General features: G+C 64.3%; 18 protein-coding genes and 2 pseudogenes (1 of these 20 cut by a window edge). 5 read left to right on the top strand and 15 right to left on the bottom strand.

Annotation, left to right across the window (positions count from 1 at the left end; genetic code table 11):
* The 5 genes from OKW43_RS11120 to OKW43_RS11140 form a co-directional block, all read right to left on the bottom strand.
* Positions 1 to 356, bottom strand: partial view of a DUF1800 domain-containing protein gene (locus tag OKW43_RS11120; protein WP_429447206.1) — the 5' portion only. 1,141 nt of this gene lie to the left of the window's left edge; the window shows 356 of its 1,497 coding nt (coding positions 1-356); it begins with the start codon at positions 354 to 356; its stop codon lies off the left edge, out of view.
* An 83-nt stretch (positions 357 to 439) separates the two neighbouring features.
* Entirely contained in the window at positions 440 to 952 is a 513-nt protein-coding gene (locus tag OKW43_RS11125) for a periplasmic heavy metal sensor (protein ID WP_429447208.1), read from the bottom strand.
* A complete protein-coding gene (locus OKW43_RS11130; protein WP_429447210.1) occupies positions 949 to 1,365 on the bottom strand; it encodes a hypothetical protein in 417 nt (138 codons plus the stop codon). The genes OKW43_RS11125 and OKW43_RS11130 overlap by 4 nt, the downstream gene beginning before the upstream one ends.
* Complete coding sequence (locus tag OKW43_RS11135; RefSeq protein ID WP_429447212.1) at positions 1,362 to 1,964, bottom strand: RNA polymerase sigma factor; 603 nt, start codon at positions 1,962 to 1,964, stop codon at positions 1,362 to 1,364. Before OKW43_RS11135 ends, OKW43_RS11130 begins: the two co-directional genes overlap by 4 nt.
* 240 nt (positions 1,965 to 2,204) lie before the next feature.
* Complete coding sequence (locus tag OKW43_RS11140) at positions 2,205 to 2,525, bottom strand: YXWGXW repeat-containing protein (protein ID WP_429447214.1); 321 nt, start codon at positions 2,523 to 2,525, stop codon at positions 2,205 to 2,207.
* A gap of 199 nt (positions 2,526 to 2,724) precedes the next feature.
* Here OKW43_RS11140 and OKW43_RS11145 point away from each other — a divergent pair, with 199 nt between their 5' ends.
* Both OKW43_RS11145 and OKW43_RS11150 read left to right on the top strand, forming a co-directional pair.
* The gene (locus OKW43_RS11145) at positions 2,725 to 3,411 is read left to right on the top strand and encodes an HAD family hydrolase (RefSeq protein WP_429447216.1); all 687 of its coding nucleotides are present in this window, start codon (positions 2,725 to 2,727) and stop codon (positions 3,409 to 3,411) included.
* 208 nt (positions 3,412 to 3,619) lie between these two features.
* Positions 3,620 to 3,859 (top strand): hypothetical protein, encoded by a 240-nt coding sequence (locus OKW43_RS11150; RefSeq protein ID WP_429447218.1) that lies wholly within the window; start codon positions 3,620 to 3,622, stop codon positions 3,857 to 3,859.
* 90 nt (positions 3,860 to 3,949) lie between these two features.
* Here the strand turns inward: OKW43_RS11150 and OKW43_RS11155 are convergent, their stop codons facing one another.
* Entirely contained in the window at positions 3,950 to 4,342 is a 393-nt protein-coding gene (locus OKW43_RS11155) for a carboxymuconolactone decarboxylase family protein (protein ID WP_429447220.1), read from the bottom strand.
* Positions 4,343 to 5,342: 1,000 nt separating this feature from the next.
* Here OKW43_RS11155 and OKW43_RS11160 point away from each other — a divergent pair.
* The 3 genes and pseudogenes from OKW43_RS11160 to OKW43_RS11170 form a co-directional block, all read left to right on the top strand.
* Entirely contained in the window at positions 5,343 to 7,898 is a 2,556-nt protein-coding gene (locus OKW43_RS11160) for an N-acetylmuramidase domain-containing protein (protein WP_429447222.1), read from the top strand.
* On the top strand, positions 7,895 to 8,389 hold the full coding sequence (locus OKW43_RS11165; protein WP_429447224.1) for a hypothetical protein: 495 nt from the start codon (positions 7,895 to 7,897) through the stop codon (positions 8,387 to 8,389). Before OKW43_RS11160 ends, OKW43_RS11165 begins: the two co-directional genes overlap by 4 nt.
* Before the next feature lie 150 nt (positions 8,390 to 8,539).
* A pseudogene (locus tag OKW43_RS11170) lies at positions 8,540 to 8,836 on the top strand (lysozyme inhibitor LprI family protein); the annotation flags it as partial.
* Between the two features lie 195 nt (positions 8,837 to 9,031).
* Here OKW43_RS11170 and OKW43_RS11175 read toward each other — a convergent pair.
* From OKW43_RS11175 to OKW43_RS11215, 9 genes and pseudogenes are all read right to left on the bottom strand, one after another.
* Positions 9,032 to 10,357: pseudogene (locus OKW43_RS11175) on the bottom strand (IS4 family transposase).
* A gap of 130 nt (positions 10,358 to 10,487) precedes the next feature.
* The gene (locus OKW43_RS11180; protein ID WP_429447226.1) at positions 10,488 to 11,918 is read right to left on the bottom strand and encodes a mannose-1-phosphate guanylyltransferase/mannose-6-phosphate isomerase; all 1,431 of its coding nucleotides are present in this window, start codon (positions 11,916 to 11,918) and stop codon (positions 10,488 to 10,490) included.
* 97 nt (positions 11,919 to 12,015) lie between these two features.
* Positions 12,016 to 12,726 (bottom strand): GNAT family N-acetyltransferase, encoded by a 711-nt coding sequence (locus OKW43_RS11185; protein ID WP_429447228.1) that lies wholly within the window; start codon positions 12,724 to 12,726, stop codon positions 12,016 to 12,018.
* Positions 12,727 to 12,762: 36 nt separating this feature from the next.
* On the bottom strand, positions 12,763 to 14,100 hold the full coding sequence (locus OKW43_RS11190) for an aminotransferase class I/II-fold pyridoxal phosphate-dependent enzyme (protein WP_429447230.1): 1,338 nt from the start codon (positions 14,098 to 14,100) through the stop codon (positions 12,763 to 12,765).
* Positions 14,101 to 14,123: 23 nt separating this feature from the next.
* Entirely contained in the window at positions 14,124 to 15,038 is a 915-nt protein-coding gene (locus tag OKW43_RS11195; protein ID WP_429447232.1) for a UDP-3-O-acyl N-acetylglycosamine deacetylase, read from the bottom strand.
* The gene (locus tag OKW43_RS11200) at positions 15,038 to 22,720 is read right to left on the bottom strand and encodes an SDR family NAD(P)-dependent oxidoreductase (protein WP_429447234.1); all 7,683 of its coding nucleotides are present in this window, start codon (positions 22,718 to 22,720) and stop codon (positions 15,038 to 15,040) included. Before OKW43_RS11200 ends, OKW43_RS11195 begins: the two co-directional genes overlap by 1 nt.
* On the bottom strand, positions 22,717 to 24,252 hold the full coding sequence (locus OKW43_RS11205) for an LTA synthase family protein (protein ID WP_429447236.1): 1,536 nt from the start codon (positions 24,250 to 24,252) through the stop codon (positions 22,717 to 22,719). Before OKW43_RS11205 ends, OKW43_RS11200 begins: the two co-directional genes overlap by 4 nt.
* On the bottom strand, positions 24,253 to 25,038 hold the full coding sequence (locus OKW43_RS11210) for an SDR family NAD(P)-dependent oxidoreductase (protein WP_429447238.1): 786 nt from the start codon (positions 25,036 to 25,038) through the stop codon (positions 24,253 to 24,255).
* Positions 25,031 to 26,239: a capsule biosynthesis protein gene (locus OKW43_RS11215; protein ID WP_429447240.1), complete on the bottom strand. Its 1,209-nt coding sequence runs from the start codon at positions 26,237 to 26,239 to the stop codon at positions 25,031 to 25,033. The genes OKW43_RS11210 and OKW43_RS11215 overlap by 8 nt, the downstream gene beginning before the upstream one ends.
* Positions 26,240 to 26,255 lie beyond the last annotated feature (16 nt).

The following is a 26,255-nucleotide window of genomic DNA, read 5'->3' on the forward strand; positions in this document are numbered from 1 at the left end:
GCGCGATACATGTCGAGTATTTCGACGCGCAGTGCTTTTCGTTCGGATTGCCTCGCAGCTTGCGCGTCGGTCTGGCTGGCGGCTGCGGTGTTGCTTGCGGCGTTGCTCGCGTTGGTCCCCTCGCCTGCCGTCTGTTTCGCCTGTTGCTCGATCTGCATGCGCTGCTGCACGAGCTGCGTCGACAACGCGATCGAATCGGGCTGGTTCGCCCACGCGGCCGGCCGCGGCTGATACTGCTCGAACTGCGCGAGCAGCCAGCCCTTCGGATCGGCGGGCGGCGTGTCGTCGGCGCGCGCGCCGAGGCCGAAGCGGTTCAGTGCGATCGCCGCGGCAGTCAGGTTCGGTGAGTTGGCCATACGATCCTCGTCGGCAGGCCACACGCCTGCATATCCGTTAAACGGCCGGCACGCCGAAACCCGTCGCTAGCGCGCGCATTTATTTATTCGCCCGATGCGGCATTCGCCGCCGGCTTCTTCGCGTTCGGCCCGGGCTGCGCTTCGCGCCATTGCCCGCGCAGCTTCAGGCTGTCGGCGAACTCGACGCGCTCCTCGGGCGTCAGCGTCGCCGCGAAATCGGCGACGCTCGCTTCGACCATCGCGCGCAGGCTGCTGTCGGCCGCCCGCGTGCGCGCGAGCGCGGCATCGAGCGCCGCGCGATCGAACTGCGGCGCGGCCAGCAGACGCAGCACCTCACGACGCCCTTCGCGTCCTTCACGCGCATACTGCCGACCGTCGCGGCGCGCGTTCTTCAGGCCGTCGATAAACGCTTGCCGCTGCTGTGCCGACAGCGGTTCGGCGGCGAGGCGCAGCGCGTGCTGGTCCTGCGCCGCCGCCGGCTGATTCGGACCGTGCGCAGCGAACCATTGATACGCGCCACCGGCAATCGCACCGAGCAGGAACACGTTGAGCACCGCGGAGCCCAGCAGCGCAAATTTCCACGAGCGCCCGTTCATTCGCCGCTCCAATCGGCGGAGGTGCCGCCGAAGCTCGAAGTCAGATACGAGGACTCGTGCACGAGCGGCGCGTTTTCGGTCAGCACGAAGAACGACACCGCGAACGCGCCGGCCACGCCGCCGAGCAGGCCGACGCCGGCCACCGCCGCGCCCGACCACCACAAGCGCCGACGCGCGGCTAAACGTCGGGACGGCGCGCCGTCGATGATGCGGCGCTGCAGTTCGAGGCTCGGCGGCTCGATCTGATCGGCGCCGAGCCATGCATCGAGGCAGGCCGCGTCGCTCAACGCGGCGTCGGCTTCAACCCGATGCGCGCGCGCCCACGCCTGCGCGGCCTCGCGTTCGGGCTCCGGCCAGCGGCGTGCATCGGCGCCGTACGCTGCAACGATCTGATGGAATCTTTCGGGCGTCATGACTTGTCCTTGCTCAGGCCGCTGCCGGCCAGTTGAGCGCGCAGATTGCGGCGCGCGCGGGTCAGCAGACTTTCCAGCGCGTCGACGCTGACACCCATCGAGGCGGCAGCGTCGACGTTCGACATCTCCTGGTAATAGGTCAGCACGAGCGCTTCGCGCTGTCGCGCCGGCAACGCGGCGAGCGCCGCGCGCACGCGCGCGTGGTCGGCGCGTGCTTCGAGGCGCGCGTCGGGTGGCGCGGCGGGATCGGCCGAGTCGGGCAGTTCGTCGCTCGGGTCTTCGCGCTGGCCGCGCAGACGGTCATAGCAAAGATTGAGCGCGACCCGATGCATCCATGTGTCGAACTTCGCTTCGCCTTCACGCCAGCGCGCCGCCTGTTTCCAGATTCGCACGAACACCTCCTGCGCGACGTCCTCCGCTTCCATACGATCGCCGAGCATGCGAGTGGCGAGCGCGAGCAGCCGCGGCAGCTTGCGCGCGACCAGCGAGCGGACCGCGCCGGGCTCCTCGCGGCCCACCCGCGCGATCAGCTCGGCGTCCGGATCGGGCGGCGCGTCGCTCAAGGCGCGCGGCTCCGTCGCGACCTCGCGCGCGCACATTCGCGTGCGGAGCGCATCACGGGATCAACGTCGTTCACTTGCCGCCGCTCCTTTAGCTGTCGTGTTGTCGACTTGTTATGGTTTCGTACCGCTAAGCTGCTATTCGGCCTGGTATCAGGTACGCGATCAATATACGACGACCGCCGGCCGGTAATAGGCGGGACGTGCCGGATAGACCACACAGCCGGCGAGCGAGGCCACGAGCAGAATCATCACGAGTGTTTTCATCGCCAACCCCGTTCAAGCCCAATGTCCTTCGATCCAGCGCCAGTGCGGCCCACGCTGCGCCCAATGCCCGGGCACCCAGCGATAGCCGGCGCGCACCGGCTGCCAGTGGCCAGGCGCCCACACGTATTGGCCATGCTCCCAACGCCAGCGGCCCTGGTCCCACACATATCCCGTCCGAGGCGCGGGCACGACTTCGACGCGCGGCGGCGGTGGTGGGGCCAGCGGCGCGATCATCACTTGCGCGGATGCCGGCGCGGACGTCAGCGTGGCTGCGCAGCACAGCGCGGCCGCGAGCGTGGAACCCAGCAGACGAAGCATGCGGTTGGTTTTCATGTCGGTTTCTCCGTTCAATGCCCGAAAAAGTCGGCACCCGAAACGGGCCCGTTTCTACTTGAACGCGGCAGCGAGAAAAATCCGTCGCTGTGTCGAAGAGAAAAAATCAGCGGGACACGACTTCGTTGTCCGCCCGACGACGACCCGGTCCAATGCGGTATGCTCATCCGCTTCGCGAACCTTGTCTGTACCTCTTCCAATGGTCGATTTTCCTTTCGACGCCGTACTCTTCGACTGCGACGGCGTGCTTGTCGATTCCGAACCCATCACGAACCGCGTGCTCACCGAGATGCTGGGCGAGCTCGGCTGGCATTTGAGCGTCGAAGAGACGATGCGCATTTTCGTCGGCAAGACGGTCAAGGACGAAGCCGCGTTGATCGAGGCGCGCACCGGCTTTGCGATCACGGCCGAGTGGCTGACGCAGTTCCGCGCGCGTCGCAACGTGGCGCTCGACCACGAGTTGCGCGCCATCGACGGCGCGCCGGCCGCGGTGCGCGCGCTGCAGCGGACGGTGAACGGACGCATTGCGGTGGCATCGGGTGCGGATCGCGTCAAGATCGAATTGCAGCTGGTGAAGGCTGGCATTCTCGACTGCTTCGACGGACGCATTTTTAGCGGCCACGAAATGCCGCGCAGCAAGCCGTTTCCCGATGTCTACCTCGCCGCGGCCGCGGGACTCGGCGTCGATCCCGCACGCTGCGCGGTCATCGAGGATACGGTGACCGGCGCGACCGCCGGCGTCGCGGCCGGCGCGACCGTGTTCGGCTATTGCCCGACGCACCTCGGTCATAGCAGTGCGACCGCGTTGCATGGCGCGGGCGCGGTCCACGTGTTCAGGGAGATGGCCGAGCTACCGGCATTGCTCGCGGGATGGGGCAAGCGCTGATCGGCCGACGTGTTCGGTGATGAACGACACCGGCCTGCCGCAAGTTGGCCGACGCCGGTCAGTATTGGGCTGCACAGACGCAGTCGATCAGCGCTGCAGCGAGTACAGACGGCCGATCGCGCCGCATGGCATGGTGCGTGCAGCGGACAGGCGCGAGCGCAAAGCGTTTGCGCGCTCGATGCCCATCCAACGTTGCCGGAGATTCATCATGACCATCTTGACCCTTGCCGATCTGTCGCGCTGCGACGCACTCGATCATGCCGCTGCACAGTCAGTGCGCGGCGGCCACTCGTGCTTCACCCGCGAATACCCGCCGTCGTGTTACGGCGAAAAGCCGCCGCACTACAACCCGCCCTCCTACAACCCCAGCGAGCCGGTGCATTATGGCTGTGGGCCGGTCTACACCCCGGTCTGCCATCCGGGGCCGGGCAAGATCGTGCCGCTATAAGTACGACGCCTCGCGCCGTTGCGTACGACGACGCAAGCTTGCATGCGGTCCGGGTCGGTACGACCGGGCCGCATCGCGCGTTTCGTGCACTTACTCGAAGGCCGGATCGATGGGCACACGATAGCCGACCGCGAGCCGGTTCGTTTCGTTGGCCATTCCGACGATTGCCTGCAGTTCGCCGAACATCTCGTCGGTCATGCCGGCGCGACGCGCCGCGGCCGTGTGGCTCGCGACGCAATAGCCGCAGTTGTTCGTCACGCTGACCGCGACATAGAGCAACTCCTTGACGAGCGGATCGAGCGCACCGGGCGCCATCACTTCCTTCAGGCTGCTCCATGTGCGCGCGAGCGTCGGCGGATGCTGCGCGATGTACTTCCAGAAGTTGTTCACGTCGTCGACCTGACGGGTCGCTTTGATGTCGTCATAGACGGCTTTGACTTCGGGTGGGGCGTCGGGGTATTCGATGGGGATGGGCTGGGTCATGCGGACTCCTTGGTGGGGGGATTCGGTGTGGGCGTTGGGGTATTGTGCGCTTGTGGTGCGGCTGGGAGCGGCGGAGCAATTGTTAGTGCCACCGGGAGATAGTTCAATCTCGACACGCCTGAGTTTTTCAGGAGTCCGCGGACGGGAATAAACCGGCGCGGAAGCCGGGCGATTTCCTGCCTGATAGCCTTACTCGTCGGCGTTACGTGCGGATCGTCGCAAAGTCGTTCGCAGCCACCGTCGCATATCGGCACAAGAGTTACTGATATCTGATCAAGCGTCGCATTTCCTTTGTCATCAACGTCTGGTTCCTTGATGATTCTCGTATCGACCCAAATATTTCCTTCCTTTAGAGGGTGTTAGGAACTTTGAGTTAGACCTGGTATCCTGGCCGAATGAAAACACGCAGGCCATACCCACGTCACACACCAGGCTATCAGCATTCCGTATTGCCTTGTCGGGATTGTCTTGCGCCCAGAACGAAAGGCCGATGCTGATGCCGTACAGCGTCACAGCACCAACCGGCGTCCAGTTGCGGGTGTGACGCGATCAGTGGGCCGGGTTGCATGCGCGCGCCTTCGCGTACAGTGCGTGACGCACCGCAAGAAGCGCATGATCGTCGCCTGCATGCCGCTGCGCAGGCGTGTACGTAATGGCGCCGCCACCTCGTCTTGGCGTCACGACGAAACGTCACGACCTCGGGGAACTGCTGGTTGAGATTTGCCGGGAACGAGCCGCGCCCACCGAATGGCAACACATTATTGACGAAGCGCGGCGGCACGATTCGCAAAGAAAACTCAAGAATGGCATCGCACGGCTGGCGGACTCGGACCCGATACAAGCTCGACCGGGAGAGGACAACTAAGGCCACTGGCAGCAGCGAAGCGGCAGATTTTCATTTGACAATCGTTTGCAAAAATTCAGAGCGCGCCGCATTGATGCTGGCGCTCGATCCGTCATAAGGTGGTGCGACGTTATCTATACGGAGTGCACCGAATCCATGACGAGCAAGTCGGTACCGCATAAGCGGCAAAAGCCACCACCGCCCGGCCTCAAGCAACTGGCATTTGCCTTTCCCTTCCTGCGCAAGGCGCAAGGCAATGCCCGAGCGTCGGCCCAGTTCACCGATGAGCACGAGATTTACCGGCTGCTCGCCGCAAGCGAGCCGTCCGGCGCGTATCTCGTCAGCCGCAAGGGCATGTGGCACGGTGGGATTCACATCACCGAGGCCGGCGCGGGGCAGGCGCTCGACCTTGACGCGGGACTACGCTGCCTCGCGGAAGGGGTGCTGGTCGCCTATCGCGCCGACAGCGACTATCCGATCAGCGAAGTGAGCGTGGACGGCAGCAACGTACCGCTTCGGGCTCCCTACAGTACGGGCTTTGCCCTCGTGCGGCACGAGATGGAGTTTCCGCGCGGCACCAAGTTGACGTTCTACACGCTGTACATGCACCTGATGTCGAACGCCGACTACGAGAGCAACTTCCCGAAGCGGCAGAAACCGGCGTACTGGTCGCGGCAGTGGCGGGTGACTCAGTACGCGCAGGACAAGCCTCTGCGGGGTCGCGCTGGTCAGCTCGCGGCCCCGTCGCAGGTAGGTTTGCATGTGCGCAAGACGCCTAACGGCTCCGTTCTTGGCATCCTGCCGCAGGGTGCGAGCGTCAGCATAGGCAAGACCGAGACGGTACAGGGTGCGGCATGGGGCCAGGTAACGCACCTGAATGGAGCAACGCTCTGTCCGCCCGAGGCAGGCGGCTATGTCGCGCCTTCCGTGGCTATCAATGGCTGGATTTATCTGGGCACGCAGAATGGCGGCCCGGTTGCCGAAGAGCGCATCCCTGAGTCGAATTTCGACCGTGTGATTGTCACAACCGATCAGACGTGCAGCCTGGGCGATCCTCAGGGAATACAAGGCGGCGTCCCGATCAAGGCGGGCGACCTGATCGGCCACCTCGGCCGCTATGACTCGCTGAACGGGTGCACGTCCGGAACCCGGATGGCGCACATCGAGGTGTTCTGCGACGACAGCATCCAGCCGTTCCTCGAGCAGGGCCGCGCATGGGTGAACCAGCACGGTCCGCACAAGGAAGACTGGGCGGCAGTGGGCCTGCCGTCCGGGCCGACGATCCTGCGGATCGCACCGGGCACGGTGCTGTGTCAACGTACTGAGGACAACAAGTTTGTCCCCGGCGCTGACCCACAGTCGAGAAAGACGGACGCCGTTCAGGTGTATTCGCTCGCCGAACTGGCGCGTGATCCGAATCGACGGGTCCCCGAGCCGCATCCGCATCCCGATCCGGGTTGGCCGGTGAGCTGGTGGCACGTGGACGGCGTGAATGCACAGGGTCAAAAGATCGACGGATGGGTGTGCGACTTCAACCACCCGGGCGGGCGGGTGACGCCGGAATTCGCGCAGAAGTGGATCGACTTCGAGTGCCTGGCGGATGCCCATGATCCGGCGCATACGATTTTTGCGACCACCCGGAAGTGGGTGGATTATGCGAGCGGCGCCAATGTCGCGGACCCCGCTTCGCGGTCGAATCTCAGCCCGCTGATGCTCAGGGTGTACGACGCCCTGTTCACGAAAGGCGATGGGAAGCACGCAGCTGATGAACTATGCATGCTGTCACAGACCGAGCGTGGCGGGTATCCGTGGCTGATGCAGGCGGCTTCGAGGCTGATCGTCAGGCACGAGAGCGAGTGGGCGAATCCATCAAAGTGGAAGCAGTTGATCGCCGAGCTGGAGAAGCAGACGGGGCCCAGGCCGCAGCACGAGGAAGAGCAGAAGCGGATCGATAAGCTCGTGTGGTGGAATGAGGTGGCGGCGGGTGTCTCCGGGTTCCCCGGCTCTGATGTGTATCACATAAATCCAATTGGGCTGGTGGGAAATTTTGGCAAAAGTTCGGTGCATCCGTTTATTTCTATCCAAGGACAACGAATTGAACTTCAGTTTTTGCTGAAATCCGATGGCCAGCCGCTTAATGAAAAAGACTATGCAGATGCGGCTGCGGAGTTAGGGTGCGAGATGCAAGCAATCAAGGCGGTAGCGAAAACGGAAACAGGATCGTCAGGTCCTTACTTTAAACCCGGCCACGATTTGGCTTCAAGAGACGACCAAGTTCCAGCCATCCTCTTCGAACGGCATCTGTTTCATCGCGCAACCCACGGCGAATACGATCAAAGCCACCCTCACATTTCCAATTCCATACAAGGCGGCTACGGGAACAAGGCGGTTCAATACGAAAAATTGACGGAAGCATATGCACTCAACTCAAATGCGGCACTACTTTCTGCATCTTGGGGGCGATTCCAAATACTAGGGAGCAATTTTGGGGCGGCGGGCTTTAAAAATGTGCAAGACTATGTTGCGTCGATGAGTGAATCCGAGGCTAATCAACTTCGGGCATTTGTTTCTTTTATCAAAGCGGATTCCGCGTTGAACAGGGCCATTTCCAGCAAAGATTGGCATGGATTTGCAGTTAGATACAACGGTCCGGCCCAACAAGGCTACGATGCAGCTATTGCAAGAAATTATAGGGAGCTAAGCGGACAATGAAGTCAATAACACATACAATTCGCACAATGATGTTGTTTGGTGGCGCCCTTTGCAACGTAACTATAGCTGCGCCTTCGCTATGCGAGTCACCAGAATCTGTGGTTTTTTCTTGCTCAACCGCGACTTCGAAAATTATCGCTTTATGCATGGATGCGCGCACTCAAGAAATAGTTTATCGATTTGGGAAGGTTGGAAAAATAGAGATGTGCTACTCGGCAAAACAAGGAAGTGAACATGGATTTTTATATAATCACTATGTCCGTCCAAGCGTAGATTACATGCGCATTTCCTTCATGAGAGCGGGATACGAATACTCGGTATTCAGAAATTATGATGCTACCGAATCTCAAGTTTCGAGCTATGGTGTAGCAGTCTCTAAGGACGGTAGCGATGAAATGCAGATTAAATGCAAATCGCAAGTAGTCGATAGAATGTCGATAATTATTGAGCAATTGAAGTGCGATGAAAGCAGCGCACTTGGCTGCTTTTAGCGCTGATGTGAAAACTAGCCCACCCCCAGTAGAACTTAATGATTTATAAAAAACATGAAAATTCTCTGCGTTTTTTTCATGTTGCTATCCCCTGTCGTCAATGCCGAGGAGTGAAATTACTCACGACAATTCACACGATGCAGTAAAGCGGCATCCAGCAGTGCCGCGCAAGCTGATTTCGTTACTGCGGAGATTGTGGTGCAAAAGAAGCGACTAAATATCGCTTTCGCGAATGCAGCCAAAAAACTCGCGCCCGAGGACAAGACATATCTAGACAAGGTGCAGCACGAATGGATCACGTGGCGGGATGACAACTATAATTTTCTCGCCGAGCATGTGTCAGGCTCTTTCGGTGCTACTCGAACGAGCCTCGATTTCATGTTGCGGTCGGTGTTCGATAGGGCAAGCGAACTTGAGATGATTTCAGATGAAATGGGCGGGAATTAGATGTCTTGGCTTTGAATCATCGACGGTTGCATCAGCAGCTAATCGATAGTTCATGATATGCGCCGCCCAAGCTGCCATTACCGAGCGTCGCTGCCTCAAACGTATTTCGGTCTGACGCATGCCAAGAAAGATGAGACGCACCCATACCGAGACCACTCTACCGCATGTCGTTATACAGAAGTGTCGGCGTCGCCGTCATCGCGCAAATAAGCGAATGGTTTCCGCGGCGATATGAACTTTCGTGAGTCCCTTCCAGATGGTCTCCGCACCGGGTTCGCCGTCGCCCTCGCGACCGAGGAAACCGCCCAGGCGTGCGACCTAACGCAACACCTCGTTGAGCTCGGGCTGCGCTGGGGTACGCGTTTTCGTGAGCCAGTGGGCGGCCCGAATTTCATCGGGATTGGAGAACAGATGCGCATCCAGATCAGGACAGGTTCGGCCCATCCGCATCAAATGAGCCACCCGCCAGGCCACCACCAGAAACAGCGCCAACGCGCGCTCGAGTCGTTCAATCGTGCCCAGTTGCAGCTCTTCGACCCGACAGCCGTTCTTCAGAACGTTGAACAGGATCTCGATTTCCCATCTCGCCCGATACCACTCGATCAATTCGATCGTTTCATCCAGCGTGCTCGACGCACGGTTAGTCAGCAAGCGCCATTCGATCGGCTTAACACCGGCAGGTGCGTCGAACTCGCGCGCAACCAGGCACGTTGCAGCGATGCTTTTGCCCTTGCTCGCGGGCAACTCCACGCGTTGCAGCCACAGGCGCTGGCGCACCGTGCGCGCTTTCACGCCTTGGCGCGCGGCCATCGTGAAGGCGATTTCGCCCACCGCTTCGCCGCGCGCGACGCGCTCCCACAGTTTGTCGCCCTCGGGCAGGCTGCGGTTATGCGAGGAACGTACCAGCCAGTCGGCCGGGTTGCCCAGCGCATCGGCGCGTTCCATCAACGCCATCAGATCCGCTTCGCGATCGGCCACATACACCAGGCGGGTCGAGGGCATGTCCGGCGCCATCTCGGCGATGCGCTCGTAGCCTTCGATCCAACGCAAACTTTCCTTGGAGCTGCCACGTTGGCCCGAGTCGTCCTTCTTCTCGCGGGCCCACATCCAGGCGTCCAGGATGCCCAACGCCTCGCGCTGCGGAGTCACCACATAGGTCGGGTGAACAAACATTCCGCGCTGCGCCTCATACGTCAGCGGCCCCAATCCCAGCGCATCCTGACCGTTGAAATCGAGCTCGGTCGTGTCTTGCAGGCAAAGAACGACTGGGTGTGCCTGCATCCGCTTGTGCGTCTGCTGCCAATGCGGCTCCAGAATCGCATGCCACTGGACCTTCTTGTTGTCGAAAAAGCGGTACGCCGCGATCGTTTTGCCCCAGCCATGACATGCCTGCGGCACACTGGCCGTCGGCTCAGCCGACATTCTTTCCATCAAAGGCTTCGCTCGCTTGTTCAGGCGCGCGTCGCCCAGGCCCAGTTGCTCCAATTCCGTTTGCGTCCACGGTGTCGATTCGGTGACCAAGGCGTCCGCTCAAAAGCGGAGAGTAAACGGCAAACGCCGACAGTTTACAAGCGCTGCTCTATGTCATTGAAAGTAAACCGGCTTTCTCGCTGTCGCGGCACGACGGCGACGTTGTGTATAACGACATTCGTTAAACCTTCGCCACACGCCCATACGTATCTTCGAACCGCACGATATCATCCTCCCCGAGATAAGCGCCCGACTGAACCTCGATCAACTCGAGCGGAATCTTGCCGGGGTTCAACAGCCGGTGCGTGACGCCGAGCGGAATATAGGTCGACTGGTTTTCGGTCAGCATGATTTCCTTGTCGCCGTTCGTCACGAGCGCGGTGCCCTTCACGACGATCCAGTGCTCCGCGCGATGGTGATGCATCTGCAGACTCAGCTGCGCGCCCGGATTGACGACGATGCGCTTGACCTGGAAGCGCTCGCCGCTATCGATGCCTTCATACGAACCCCACGGCCGCACCACGCGACGATGCGTGACCGACTCGTGACGCCCCATCGCATTGAGCTGCGCGACAATCTTCTTCACATCCTGAGCCTGATCCCGATGCGCGACCAGCACCGCGTCCGCGGTCTCGACGATCACGACGTTGTCGAGCCCGATCGCCGCCACGAGTCGATGCTCGGCGCGAATATACGAGTTGCTGACCGCGTCGGTCAGCACGTCGCCGATCAGCGCGTTGTTCTGCGCATCGCGCTCGGCGATGTCGGCGAGCGCGGTCCACGAACCGATGTCGTTCCAGCCGAGATCGGCGACCGCGACGACGGCCGCGCATTGGGTCTTCTCCATCACCGCGTGGTCGACGGAAAGGTTCGGGCAGGCGGCGAACGCCTCGGCATCGAGTCGCACGAAATCATGATCCTGCTGCGCGCTGTGCAGCGACAGCTCGGCCTGACGCGCGATCTCCGGCTCGTAGCGGCGCAGTTCGTCCATATACGTCGACGCCTTCAGCATGAACATGCCGCTATTCCAGTAGTAACGGCCTTCGTCGATGAAGCGCTGAGCGGTCGCGGCATCGGGCTTCTCGACGAATGAATCGACCGTGAAGCTCTGCGTGCCGTCGATCAGCGGCGCGCCCGCGCGGATATAACCGTAGCCGGTATGCGGCTCGGTCGGTGCGATGCCGAACGTGACCAGACGCCCGTCTTTCGCGATCTGTGCTGCTGCTTCGACCGCCTTGACGAACGCGGCCTCGCCGGCGATCACGTGATCGGACGGCAGCACCAACAGCAACGCGTCGGGCGCGTCGCGCAACGCGAGCAATGCCGCCACGGCGATGGCCGGCGCCGTGTTGCGGCTCGCCGTTTCCAGCACGATGCGCGAGGAACCCACGTCGACCTGCCGCAGTTGCTCGGCGACAAGAAAACGCTGCTCGTTGTTCGTGACGACGATCGGCGCGGTCACATCATCGATGCCGCGCAGGCGCAACGCGGTTTGCTGGACCAGCGTGTGTTCGCCGGTCAGTGCCAGATACTGCTTCGGGTAGCCGCCGCGCGACATCGGCCACAGTCGTGTGCCGCTGCCGCCGCAAAGAATTACCGGATGGATGTGCATGTTTTCAGGTCCTCGTTTGTGTCTTATCAATCGACTGCATCGTGCATCTGCGTCTTGCTCGCGTCGCACGTTGCTGGCCGTCTTTTTTCCGCGCCACTTATTGCTTGCCAACCCACTCCATCCGCACCGACTCGAGCTCGCGCGGCAAGCGCGCCGACAGCGGCGCGCGGCGCGGCAATTCGACGAAGCCGAGACGCCGGTACAGCGCGTATGCGCGCCTGTTGCTCACCAGCACGTCGAGCACCAGCTGTTGCGGATCGTGTTCGCCATGCGCCGCGCGAGTCTGCGAACTCAGCAACGCCCGCGCGCGCATCGCCTCCGCAAACAGCGTGCTGAAAACGCCCGTGCCGCGCAGGCGCTGATGCGTCGCGCAGTGGGCGATCAGCGTCTGCGACGACTTCGGTGCCGGCAACTCGCTTTCGAGCACGAGGCCGCGCAACAGCATGCGAACCGTGCGGCGCAGGCCGAAGAACAGCAGCAGCATCAGCGCGACATGCGGATCGTCGAACCATGTGTTGCGTCCGTCATGGAGCGCTAGCACCGCGACCGGCCGGTCGCCTTCGGTCACGGCCACACGGTGGCGTCGATACGAAAAGCGTCCGAGCTTCGATGCGAACGCAAATGCCAGAAATTCGATGCACGCCTCGGCCGGCTCGTCGAGAAAGAAACCGAATTCACGCACGCCCGATGCGAAGACCAGCGGCGCGCACGCTTCGGCATCGCCGGCGCGCGCGGCACGACAGCGCAACGTGCCCGGTTCCTGTTCGCGATCTGGCGAATCCACGCGCGCGGGATCTAAGGCATACATGACAGGCAGCCCCGTGTTTGATTGGTTACGTTGTGGTTAGCGAGCGACGCGCTTGAGCGCGACGATCGTGCGGCTGATCTGCTCGGGTTCGTGCGTCGAGCAGATGAAAAAGCGCAGCCGCGCCGCTTTTTCCTCGACGGCCGGATAGAAGATCGGCTGCACGTTGACGCCTTCGGCAAACATCGCGTTCGCCCATTGCGCGGCCTTCAGTGTGCTGCCGGTAATGATCGGCACGACCGCATATCCCGCGCTCTTGCCGGTATCGAGACCGGCGGCACGCGCTTCGTCGATGAACTGCCGCCCGCGTGTGCGCAAGCGCGCGACCCGCTCGGGCTCGGCGATCAGACGTTCCAGCGCCGCGAGCGATGCCGCCGCCAACGCGGGCGCGAGCCCCACGCTATACAGGAAGCCCGGCGCGAGATGGCGCAGGATATCGATCAACGCCTGCGTGCCGGCGATAAACCCGCCGCAACCGGCCAGCGTTTTGCTGAGCGTGCCCATCCAGATATCGACGTCACCGCTCGCGACGCCGCAATGCTCGCGCACGCCCTTGCCGCGCTCGCCGAGCACGCCGAGCGAATGCGCTTCGTCGACCATCAGGAATGCCGCATGACGGCGCTTGAGGTCGACGAATTGCGCGAGATCGGGAATGTCGCCGTCCATGCTGTACAGACCTTCGATCGCGATCAGCACGCGCCGGTAATCGTGCCGCACACGGGCGAGCAACGCGTCGAGCGCCTGCCAGTCGTTGTGCGGAAAGCTCAGCCGTTTGGCGCCGCTCAATTGCGCGCCCTGCACGATGCTGTTGTGCGCGAGCGAGTCGTGCACGATCAGGTCGCCGGCACCGAACAGCGAGCCGATCACGGTCACGTTGGTCGCGTGGCCGCTGACGAACACCACGCAATCGTCGACCTCGTAGAACGACGCGAGCGCCGTTTCGAGTTCGCGCTGCACGGGCCGCTCGCCCGCCACCATGCGGCTCGCCGACGCCGACGTGCCATAGCGGTCGATCGCCTGTTTCGCCCGCGCGCACACGTGCGGATCGCCGGCGAGACCGAGATAGTTGTAGTTCGCGTAGTTCAGATACTCGGCGCCGCCGATGCGCGTCGTCGCGCCGGCTACGCCTTCATGCACGCGAAAAAACGGCGACTGCACCTGCAGCTTGTCGCCCATCTGCCGCAAGATCTCGACCTGCTGATAACCCGGCATGCTTTCGAAGCTGCATAGCTCGGCGCGCGCGGCGTCCTGCGCCGCGCGAGTGCCGCTCGCCGCGAGCGGCGCGCCTGGCTCGCGCGCTTCGTCGGACACGCGTTCGAGCTGCCTCATCAACGCCTTGGCGGCCAGTTGTTGGCGAAGGTGATCACCCAGTCCCATAGTGTTTCGCTAATCCTGTACGTTCAGCCCGCGAATTCTGCCCATTCCCACGCGTCGCGATCCGCGAGCAGCGCGGCGACGAGCCGGTAGTTCATTTCGTGACTCGGCCGCAACGCGCTCACGCGGCCCAGCAATGGCGCGCCGGCCATCGCCATGTCGCCGACAAGGTCGAGCACGCGATGGCGCACGAACTCGTCGGGCACGCGCATGCCGCCGAGCACCCGATTGCCGACGATCGCCGCCGTGCACGACAGCCGCGCGCCGCGCAGAATCGGTACGCCGCGCACGTAGCCGGCCGCGATCGCCGGGATCGCCCACTTGACGCGCCCATACGACCGCGACGGCGCGATCTCGCCCGCGAAGCTCGCCGGCGTCAGCGCGCCGTCCCAGCGCAATTCGCCGAAGCCTTTCAGATCGTTGCGCACGCTCACTTCATATGCGTCTGCCGGTTCGATCGACATGCTGCGTTCGTCGCGCGTGCCAACACCGTCGGCGATTCGCACCGGCCGCAGCACGCGAATGAAACGCTTCGCATGCGGCAACTCGATGCGGCCGCACGCGTGAATCTCGTCGAGCCACGGTTGCGCGCTGCCGTCGAGAATCGGCACTTCCTCGGCGTCGAGTTCGACCGTCGCGCGATCGATTTCGCACGCCAGCAGCGAAGCCAGCAGATGCTCGACCGTGCGCACGCGCACGCCATCGGCCGCTTCGAGCATCGTGCACAGCGGCTGCCCGCGCCGCAGCGCGGGATGCACCGCGAATTCGGCCAGCACCCGGCCGTGTTGCATGCGCCGGAACACGACGCCGCGCGGACCGCTGGCGGTGCCCGGCAGGATCCGCACGTTCACGCGCCGGCCGGTGTGCAGGCCATGACCGCTCACGCTCAGCACGCGCGCGAGCGTCCCCTCGCGATGACTCCAGCCCGCGGGCGCGCGCATCAGACCAGCTCCGTCGCGCTCGACTGCGCGGACAGCGCATCGGCCACGTCGGCCAGCGCGTTGGCACCGACATCGAGCGCATGCTGCGCGGCGACCGCCGCGACCTGCGCCGCCATCTGCGCGGCGGCGCCGTTCGGCTCGGCCGCGTCATCCTGCGTCTGGATCGACTCGACGATCCGTTGCGCGAGCGAATGCACGGTCGCGCCTTCGGCCATCGTCATGATCGACAGCTTGACCTCGAAGCGTTCTTCGACGGCCATGCCGAGCTCCATGCCCATCAGCGAATCCATGCCCATGTCGAGAATCGAGCGGCCGGTTTCGATCTTCTCCGGCGACATGTGCAGGATGCGCGCGATCTGCGCCTGCAACGCCTCCTCGACCAATCGCTGCGCGTCGTCGAACGGCATCGCCGCGATCTGCTCGCGCATCTGCACGCTGCCCTGATGCGCCGGTTCGTGAGCGCCGCGCGCCTGCAGCTCGGTGTAGCGATGCGCGCGCGCCGCCGGCATGCCGAGCGCGAGTGCATGCCAATCGAGCCGCACCACCGCCTCGCCCGCATGCATCGCGACCAGCGCGCGTTCGAGCGCGGCCATCGCTTCGGCCGAGCTGATCGACGCGCCGCCGATGCGAGCCTGCAGCGCTTCACGTGTGTCCGCGTTGCGCGCGAGGAAGCCGACGTCGTCGAGCGGGCCCCATGCCATGCAGGTGCCCGGCAAACCGGCCGCGCGCCGCTGCGCGATCAGCGCTTCGAGGAAGCTGTTTGCCGCGACGTAGCTCGATTGCCCCGGATTGCCGAGGAAGGTCGTCGCCGACGAATAGACCACGAAGAAATCGAGCGACAAGTCGCGCGTCGCGCGATGCAGATTCCATGCGCCCGCCACCTTCGGCGCGAGCACGGCGGCAAAGCGCTCGTCGTCGAGATTGCGCACCAGACCGTCGTCGATCACCATCGCCGAATGCAACACGCCCTTCAACGGCGTGCCGCGCTGCGCGACGTCGGCAAGCAACGATTCGAGCGCCGCCGCGTCGGTCACGTCGCAGGCGACCGTGCGCACTTGCGTGCCGTTGCTCGCGCGCCAGCGCGTGACCTCTTCGGCCAGTTCGGGCGCGAGTGTGCCGGAACGGCTCGCGAGCAGCAGATGACGCGCGCCACGCGACATCATCCAGCGCGCGCTCGCAAAGCCAAGCCCACCCGTGCCGCCGACGATCAGATAGACGGCCGCCGGATCGAGTTCCAGCGTGGCGCCGGACTGCGCCGACCGCGCGGGACTCGGCGTGCCCGCCGGATACGTGACCAGAATCTTGCCGATCTGCCGCGCCTGCTGCATATGGCGGAACGCTTCCTCGACGCGCTCGGCCGGGAACGCGCGATATGGCAGCGGATGCAGCACGCCGTCCGCGAACAGCCGCATCACGTCCTCGAACAGACGCGCGGTCAGCCCCGGCAATGCGCTCATCAACTGGTCCGCATCGATGCCGAAATAGCTGATGTTGTTACGGAACGGCCGCAAGCCGATGCGGCTGTTTTCATAGAAATCGCGCTTGCCCAGTTCGAGGAAACGACCGAACGGACGCAGCGTGTCGATGCTGCGCACCATCGCTTCGCCGGCCAGCGAATTGAGCACGATGTCGACCCCGGCGCCTCGCGTGCGTTCGCGGATTTCATCGGCGAAGGCGAGGCTGCGCGAATCGAACACATGATCGGCGCCGAGCAGACGCACGAATTCACGCTTCTCGCGGCTGCCCGCGGTCGCGAACACTTCCGCGCCGAGATGTCGCGCGAGCTGGATCGCCGCGATCCCCACGCCACCCGCCGCGCCATGCACGAGCACACGTTCGCCGCGACGCAGACGCGCGAGCTTGCACAGCGCGTAGTACGCGGTGAAGAACGTGGTCGGCACCGTCGCCGCTTCCTCGAACGTCAGACGCGCGGGCTTGTGCGCGATCGCTTCCGCTTTGGTGCGCACGTGGCTCGCGAACGACGCCGGCGCGAAACCGAGCACCGCATCGCCCGGCGCGAAACGCTGCACATCGCGGCCGACGCGTACGACGCGCCCGGACAGCTCCATGCCGACCGTCGCGCCCGCGAAGCCGTTTTCGACGGCCTCGTCGGACAGCAGGCCCATCGCGTACATCACGTCGCGGAAGTTGAGGCCCGTCGCGACCGGCTCGATCTCAAGCTCATCCGCCGCGAGCTCGCGATGCGGCAACGGGAACCATTCGAGGTTGCGCAACGAACCCGGCGACGCGAAACCGAGCACCGCCGCTTCATTGCGCGCACGCAGCGGCTCGGCGACGATATCGCGCAGCGCCGCGTTCGGCGTGGGCAGCATGCGGGTTACGTAGCGGCCGCGCGGCGTCAGCAGCACTTCTTCCTCGCCGTCGGATGCCAGCAGTTCACGCGCGAGCAGCGCGCCCGCGTCGCGTTGCGTCGCGCACACATCGATCAGACGGCACGACAGTTCGGGATGCTCGTTGGCCAGCACGCGTACCAGCCCCCACAGTGCGCCCTGCTCCGGACGCAGCGACCGCGCATCCACGAACGGCGTCGAAACCGGCGCGCCGCCGCGTGTGACGATCCACAGTTGCGGGCGCATTTGGTTCGACACCGCCACCAGATCGCGCACCAGCTGCGCGAGCGCGAGCGTGGTCTGTTGCTGCGCGCGCATCACTTCGGCGCCGTCCGCGTCGGCGGACAAGGGCTGGTCGGGCGCGATAAAGACAACGTGATGGGCGGCGCCGGCCGGCGCGGCCAGCTTGCTGATGTCGTCACGCAATGCCTGGAGCGTCGTGCTCGACGTCGTCTGGCCGGCGGCTTGCAGCGCCGTGGCGAGCTTAGCGTCGATCGGGTCGATCGCGTCGATCGCGTCGGACCTGGCGTACAGCAGCGACCAATGCGCGGGCGACGTGCTCGCCTGAGTCGCGCGCGCCGCATCGTTCGCGGCCACCGCGAGCGGCGCGCGCGCCACCAGCAGTGTCGGCGCGCCTTCGAGATCGAGCCCTTGCTCCGTATGGCGCGCGACCTGTTCGAAGCCCGCCTCTTCCAGCAGTTGCGTCAGCGCCTGCGGCGACAGCCACGCCGCCCGGCGCGCGTTGGCATGAGCCGCATCCGCGTCGAGATCGAACACGAGATCCGCGAAACGGCTATTGCGCGGCTCCGCGATCACCACCAGCGCGCCCGGCGCGAGCCAGCCGCGTAACGCGGCGAGCAACGCGCGCGGCTCGCTTTGCGCAGCGAGCACGTGACTCGCGACCACGACGTCGTAGCGCTCGCTCGCGTCGACGCCAGCGAGACGCGGCGCATCGCCGAACTCGACGGTCGCGACATGGAGCGACGGATGCTCAGTCGCGTCGAAGCCGCTCAACTGCTCGCGCGTACCCGCGATCGTGTAATCGCAACGCGAGACCGGCACGTGAATCGCAAGCGGTTGCAGTATGTCGGTGAGCGGCGAATCGAGTTCGAGCACGCGCAGACGGCGCGGCTCGCTCCAGCTTTCGATCGCGCGATGCAGACACGCGGCGGTCAGCGCGTTCGCATGCGTCCACGTGGGCGACGCTTCGAAGAAATGCTCGACGAGGCTGCTGCGCGACGGCGGCAGGATCTGCGCGCCGCTCACTTCTCCGCGCAGCACGACAGGCAGCGCCGCGCCGCAATGCGCGAGCAGTGTCAGCTCGGCCACGTGCGCGGGCGATTGCGCGAGCAGCTCGCGCCACAGCTCGTCGATGGCGGGCAGGTTCGCGCAGGCGCCGTCGTCGCGCACGACACGCGCGCCGTCGCGACGCGCGAGGCCATCTTCGACGACGATCTGCACGAGTCGCGCGAGCAACGCCGGATGCGCGCAATCGGGCAGCGCCGGCTGCGCGAACACGTCCAGCGCGTCGAGCGCCTGCAACGCGTAGGCGCCCGCGAGCACGTCGAGCAGCGGCAGCATCTCGGTCAGATGCGTGTGCCGGCGCGCTTCGTCTTCCTGCGCGGCGAGCACGCTCGTCGCATCGGCGAGCAATGCGGCGGCCGTGGGCAACGCATGGGCGTTCACGTCGGCGGCAAGCGGCTTCGCTTCGACGATATACGTATAGCGTCCGGGCGCCTGCTGGCGCCGGCTCAGCAGATCGACGCGGCGGAAGCGGCACGCGCTCAGACGCGCGACGATCGCGCCCTGCGCGTCGGCGAATTCGAACGATGCGACGACCGAATGTGGGCTGCGCCGCTCGATGCGCGCGAGCACATAGCGGATCGCGTCGCCGCGCAGATAGTCGATGCGGCCCAGTTGCACCGGCACATAGGCCGCATGCTCGAGCTCGCCGTGTCGCGGCGAAGCGAGCAGCGCGAACAGCGGATGAAAGCCGCTGTCCATCAGCGCTGGATGCAATGCGAACGCGTTCGCAGCGTCGGCGGACCGCGCGAGCACTGCGGGCATGTCCACTTCGGCAAGGGCCATGTCGGCGTTCGCGTCGACGTGTACCGTGCGCACCCAACGGAACGCGGGTCCATAGTTCAGGCCGATCGCGGCAGTGTTCGCGTACAGCGTGTCGCCGGACATTGACGGCTGCGCGAGCAGGCTCGTCAGTTCGAACAGCGGCAAGTTGGCCGCCGTGTCGCCGAGCGCGCAGCCGCTCGCGAGCAAACGGCCGGTCACGTTCAGCGACCACGCTTCGTCCGACATGCGATCGCGCGTTTCGATCGTGAAGTTCGCGGTCCGCACGTCCACGGTGAAGCGGAACAGCTTCGAATGCTGCGGCTGGAACACGACCGGCAGACGGATTTCGACGTTCTCGACCGCGCAGCTCGCGGTGCCGAAATGCACGCGCGCGGCGGCGAGCGCCATCTCGACGCAGCCCGCGCCCGGAAACGCCGCGCCGCCATCGACGACGTGATCGGCCAGCATCGGCAGACCCGCCGGGTCGAGCTGGTTTTCCCATGCGAGCGCATGCTCGCGCAGACGATAGCCGAGCAGCGGATGCTCGCGGCGGCGGTACACGAGGTTGTAGGCCTCGGCGGTCGGACCGAGCCAGTGACGTTCGTGCTGCCACGGATACGACGGCAGCGCCACATGCTGATTCAGCCACGCACGCGGCGCGAAACGATCGACGTCGACGTTCGCGCCGTTCGCGATCATCGCGTGGAGCGCGTGATACAGCGTATCCGCGCTGTCGTGATTGCGCTTGAGCGTCGCCAGCGAGCGGCCCGCGATGCGCGCGTCGTCGAGCGTTTGCGTGACGTAGGTGCGCAAAATGGAATGCGGGCCGATCTCGAGGAACAGACGCACGCCGTTCTGCGCGATGCGTGCAATCGCGTCGCCGAAGCGCACTGGCTCGCGGATGTTGCGCCACCAGTAGCGCGCGTCCAGTTCGGTGCCCGCGAGTTCACCGCCCGTCACCGTCGATACGAAACCGCGTGCGACTGCGTTCGGCGCGAGGTCCGCGAGACCCGCGAGTACGTCCAGCTCGATGGGGTCCATCTGACAACTGTGGAACGCGTAGTCGAGATCGAGCATCTGGAAGAAGCGGCCGTTCGCCTTGACGGCCGATTCGAGCGCTTGCAACGCGTCGAGCGGACCGGCGAGCGTGACCGCCTGCGGACTGTTGACGCCGGCAACTTCCACCGTCGCGTCCAGATTGTGTTGCGCGATCAACGCACGCATCGCCGCCTCGCCGAGACCGGCCGCCGCCATTCGGCCGGTGCCGCGCGTTTTCGCCTGAGCGCGGCTGCGAATCTTGATCACACGCACGGCCTGCGCGAGCGTCAACGCGCCCGACGCCCACGCCGCCGCGACTTCGCCGACGCTGTGGCCGACGCACACGTGATACGCGACGCCACGCGCTTCGAGCACGCGCACCACGCCGACCTGGATCGCGAACAGCAGCGGCTGCGAATGCTCGGTGGCCGCGAGACGCTCGACGCTCACGCCTTCGCGCAGCATGTCGAGCAGCGAAGCGCTGCCGTCGGCGCGCCACAGTGCGTCGAGTTCTTCCAGTGCGGCGCTGAATACCGGCTCCTGTTCGAGCAACTGCTTGCCCATGTCGGCCCACTGCGAGCCGTTGCCGGAGAATACGAGCGCGAGACGGCCGTCGTCGGCCGGCGCTTCGCCTTTGACGAGCGCCATGTCCGCGTGCTCTTGCGTGGACGAGGCCAGCGCGGCGAGTGCCGCGCGCGCTTCCGCGAGCGTCGACGGCGCGACGATCGCGCGATGCTTCAGCCATTGCCGACGATGCGCGGCATTCGCGGCCAACAGATTCCACGACGCGCCCTGATCGAGCGACGCCAGATAGCGTGCCGCCAGATCAGGCAATGCGGCCGCCGCGCGCGTCGATAGCACGAGCGGCGCGAGTGGCGCTGTCGCGGCGCCGCGTTCGGGTTGCGTGGTATTGGTGACGCTCGAAGCCGGTGCCTCGCGCAGCACGACGTGCGCATTCGTGCCGCCGAAACCGAACGAGTTGACGCCGATCACGAGCGGCGCGTGTGCACCATCGGGCGATTCAAGCGGCGTCAGACGATCGACGACCCGCAGCCGGCCGCCGACGAAATCGATCGCCGGATTCGGCGTTTCGAAATGCAGCGTCTTCGGCACCGCGCGATGCTTCAGGCACAGGATCGCCTTGATCAGGCCGGCCATGCCCGACGCGGTTTCGAGGTGGCCGACGTTGGTCTTCACCGAACCGATCAGCAGCGGACGATCGACGGGCCGCCCCGCCGACGCGACGCTCATCAACGCGCGCGCCTCGATCGGATCGCCGACGGCAGTACCGGTACCATGCGCCTCGACATAAGCGAGCGAGCGCGGGTCGACGCCCGCGCGTTGATACACCGTGCGCAGCAGCGCGGCCTGAGTCGCCGCGCCCGGCACGCTGATGCCGCCCTGCGAGTAGCCGTCCGAGTTCACGCCCGAACCGGCGATGACCGCATGAATCGTGTCGCCGTCGGCGAGCGCGCGCTCCAGCGTCTTCAGCATCACAAGCGCGCCGCCTTCCGAGCGGACGTAGCCGTCGCCGGTCGCGTCGAACGCACGGCAGCGCCCGCGCGGCGACAGCATCGACGCCTTCGAGAACGTCACGAAACCGAACGGATGCAGCAGCAGATTGACGCCGCCCGCGATGGCCACCTCGGCGTCGCCTATCTGCAGCGCCTGACACGCCTGATGCAGCGCGACCAGCGACGACGAGCACGCGGTATCGACCGACACGCTCGGTCCGCGCAGATCGAACAGATACGACAGCCGGTTCGACGCGATGCTGAGCGTGTTGCCGGTCGCCGAATACGGGTCCACCGCGTTCAGGTCGTCGACGAAACGATTGCCGTAGTCCGGGCTCGCGACACCGACATAGACCGCGCAATTGCTGCCTTCCATGTCGCGCGGACGCACGCCCGCGTCCTCGAAGGTTTCCCACGCGAGTTCGAGCAACAGACGCTGCTGCGGGTCCATCTGCTGCGCTTCGCGCGGCGAAATGCCGAAAAACGACGCGTCGAAACCGGCGACGTCGTCGAGCACGCCCGCGGAAAACGTATAGCTCTTGCCCGCTTCGCGCTTCGACGGATGCTGGTAAAACTCCGTGCCGAAACGATCGGCCGGCACTTGCGTGACCGCGTCTTTTTCGTCGCGCAGCAACGCCCAGAAATCTTCCGGGTTCTCAACATGGCCGGGGAAACGGCAGGCCATCCCCACAATCGCAATCTGTTTCGTCATCGTTCTTCTGTTGGGTGAAGCGTGCGCGTCGGCGTCTCGCGCGATACAGCCGGCGCGAGCGCTTCTACGAGGGCGACGCCAAGTTGCCCGGCGTAAAGATCTGTTCGGGTCGCTGGCGCATCACCGTAGTTGCGCCAGATAAAGTAGTTGCTGTGTGCGGGTTCGTTGTCAAATTGCGCGTACACGTGCGAAAGCGCCGGCACGTGATCGCCATAAAAACACAGCACCGTGTCGCGGCGCCGCGCGCGCAGCGCGTCGAGCAGCCGGCCGAGCGTCGCATCGGCGTTGGCCAGATGCCGCAGATAGGCGGTCAGGTCGCGCCATTGCTCGTCGTCGCCGAGCGAATGGAACGCTGAGGACTCGCCGGGTTGCACTGTTTCCAGATGCAGCGGGCCGTGGTTTTCCATCGTCATCGAGAAGATGAACGCGGGTTTCTCGCGCGGTTCGTCCAGCGCTTCGACGATCGCATCCGCGACCGCCATATCGGCGACGTACGGGCCCGCGCGTGGTGCGTCCGCGAATGCCTTGATGTCGACAAAGCGGTCGATCTGCAGATGTTTGAACGCCCGCTCGCGACCGAAAAAATCCGCGTAATACGGGTGAATCGCCAGCGTTTGATAACCGCCTTGCTTGAACCAAGACGCGAGCGATGCACACGCGCGCCGCACGAACGCATACGGATAAAAGCGCGCGTAGCCGAGCTGCGCGTCATCGACGCCCGTCAGCACCGCGAACTCCGTGCGCATCGTATTCGCGCCCCACGCGGGCACCGTCAGCTCGCCGTGCTGGATCGACTCACGGCGCGCGAGATCGAAGTTGCGCAGGATCGACGGATTGATCGAGATGGACAGACGCCGCGCGTCGAAGAACGACTCGCTCTGGATCAGGATCACATCGGGCATTGTGCCTGGCGTGCCGGTCGCGAACGGACCGTTGGCGAGCGCGGTGCGCAACTGACGCACGGTGGTTGGGCGCATGCCGTTCAGCAAATAGGCGATGAAAACCGCGAAAAAGCCGTGGCGTTGCTGATCGTCGACGGCACGCAGTGATAACGGCAGGCGCGCGGCACATGCGTAGGCGGCCGCAATCGATGCGCACGCGGTGAGCAAAAGCGCGGCGATGGGCCGATGCGCCAGCGGCGTGTCCGCGACAAACGCCGCGACGACCACGACGACGCCGAGCACGATCGCGACGACGGTGCCCACGCTCAGGAACGGCAGATAAAGACGCGGATGCGCGAATAGCTGACTGAAGAGGCTCAGGTCGGTGAAGACGAACGGCTCACGCAGTGATGCGTATTTCGCGTTGCTGACGCCCGCCAGCAGCGCGACCAGTGCAATCGCGACGAACGCCGAAAAATGCACTCGCCCAGTGATCAGCAACACGCACGCGCAGAAGAACACGATTGCTGCGATATGCAACGCGAACGCAAGCGGCGAGCGACGCAGCGACGCACGCGGCTGCGCGAGTGCTTCCGGCAGAAGCGCAAGGCCGGCAGCGGCCGCGAAACTGAGCGCGAGCGTCGCGTTCACTCAATGCTCCTCGCGCGGCAGATACGACAGGCCACCGAGAATTGCATCGGCGAGGACCGCGGGCAGCAACGGCAACAGCCGCATGCCGAACGCGAGCAGGCTCGGGAACGCGATTTCGGCGCGGCCGGCTGCCAGTTTGCGCTGGATGTGTTGGGCTGCTTTGTCGGCGGACCAGAGGAAGGGTTTCTCGCCGGGGAACACGTCGCTCATTGCCGTTTTCACGAAGCCCGGCAGAACGATCGACATGCTAATTCCATCGCGCGACAGGATCGGACGGACCGAATCGCCGTAGGCCTTGATCGCCGCTTTGCTCGCGCAATAGGCCGGCGAAATCGCCATGCCACGCAGCGCGGCTAGCGAGCTGATCAGTGTTACGTGGCCGTGTTTGTGCGCACGCATGCGGGCGATCACCGGCAGCACCGCATGCATCGCGCCGTAGAAGTTGGTGTCGACGATCGCGGCCGTGCGCGCCAGGTCTTCCCAGTCGCTCGCGGATGCGAGCGTGCTGGCCGCGCCGGCGTTGGCGATCAGCAGGTCGATCGGGTGCGCGTCGTCGAAACAGTGCAGCCAGGTTTGCATGGCTTGTGCGTCGCGCACGTCTATCAGGCCGGTCTGCACTGTTGCGCCTTGGGCGCGGCAGGCTTGCGCCGACGCTTCGAGACGTTGCGCGTCGCGGCCGATCAGGGCCAGTACGACGCCAGGCGCCGCATAAGCCAACGCGAGCGCGCGACCGAGACCGGCGCTCGCGCCGGTGATCACGATGTGGCGCGGCGCGGCTTTACGCATGCGCAGCCGCCTCCAGGCGTTGCACCGCGCCGGCTACGGCCATCGCGATGCCGGTCTTCGTGTAGAAGTCGCCGTTGATTTGCGTGTGGTGGACGACGTAGTCGAGGAAGGCCTGGTACAGGTTCATGTCGGGCTGATCGGCGTGGAGCCAGAAATCGTCGAGCGAGCCTTGCCAGGTCAGGCCGGGCATGTTGTAGATGGCCGAACCCAGCGCCATCAACGGGCGGCGGTGGTGCAACGCCGACAAGCCGACTGTGCTGTTCACCACGACGGCGCCGCGCGCGTGGTCGAGCAGCGTCGGCAGATGGCCTGCGTCGATGAAACGCATGCGCTCGGCGATGCCGAGTTCGCGCGCGAGCTGCTCGGCGTGACGGCGGTAGTCGATCAGGCCGGTGTCGAGCGGATGGTTCTTGATGACGAGCCAACTGTCGGCCGGCGCGTGATGCGCGAACGACGTCAGTACTTTTGCGATTGCTTCACGCACGCTGTCGAACGGCGAATGGACGACGATCTGCGCATCCGAATTCAGTTGCAACGGAAAGATGTAATACGCGCGACCGGCTTCGAGTAGATCGCGAGTGACTTTGTCGGAATCGTGATGGTGTTTGCGTTGTCGCAATGCGCGCGTAGCCAGTCCCGAGTATTCGAAGAAGCCGTTTCTCGGACGATGGCTGCGGTAATGCGGAAAGCGCAACGCGAATAGCGTGTTGGCGCTGCGATAACGCATGTCGTGAAAAGCGCGTTCGTAAAGGTTATAGCCGGTGGGATGACCGACGGGGCTGGGCGGCGTGAAACGGCGTTGGTCGAGATACCAGGCGGGATCGCACGGTAATTGCGAGCGACCGTTTACGCCGTCCTTCTCCAGCGTCAGCCAATGCGGGCGGACGTAGCCTTCTTCGAAGACGTGGACGCGCAGGCCGTGGGTTTTTGCAATAGGGTGTACCGGGCGATGTATTTCGCGACAGTCACCGAACATTAGTACGTCGGTAAAGCTGCTGGCGTTCACCTTATTGGAATACCAATCGGACAATTCGCCTGGGTGTCCGCGAAAATTCCATGCATCACTATTACAAGCATATGACAGATCACCGCCGCAGAAATTAACCCGGCGTACGGCGTGGCCGCGCTCGCGCAGTGCTGTGGCAAGTCGGCTAAAGAACGGAGAAGCCGTGCCTTGCAGGGCGAGGAAGGAGCGGTGCATGTGAGTACGTCGAATG

The sequence above is a fragment of the Paraburkholderia sp. WC7.3g genome (assembly GCF_050436345.1).
Taxonomy (GTDB): Bacteria; Pseudomonadota; Gammaproteobacteria; order Burkholderiales; family Burkholderiaceae; genus Paraburkholderia; species Paraburkholderia podalyriae.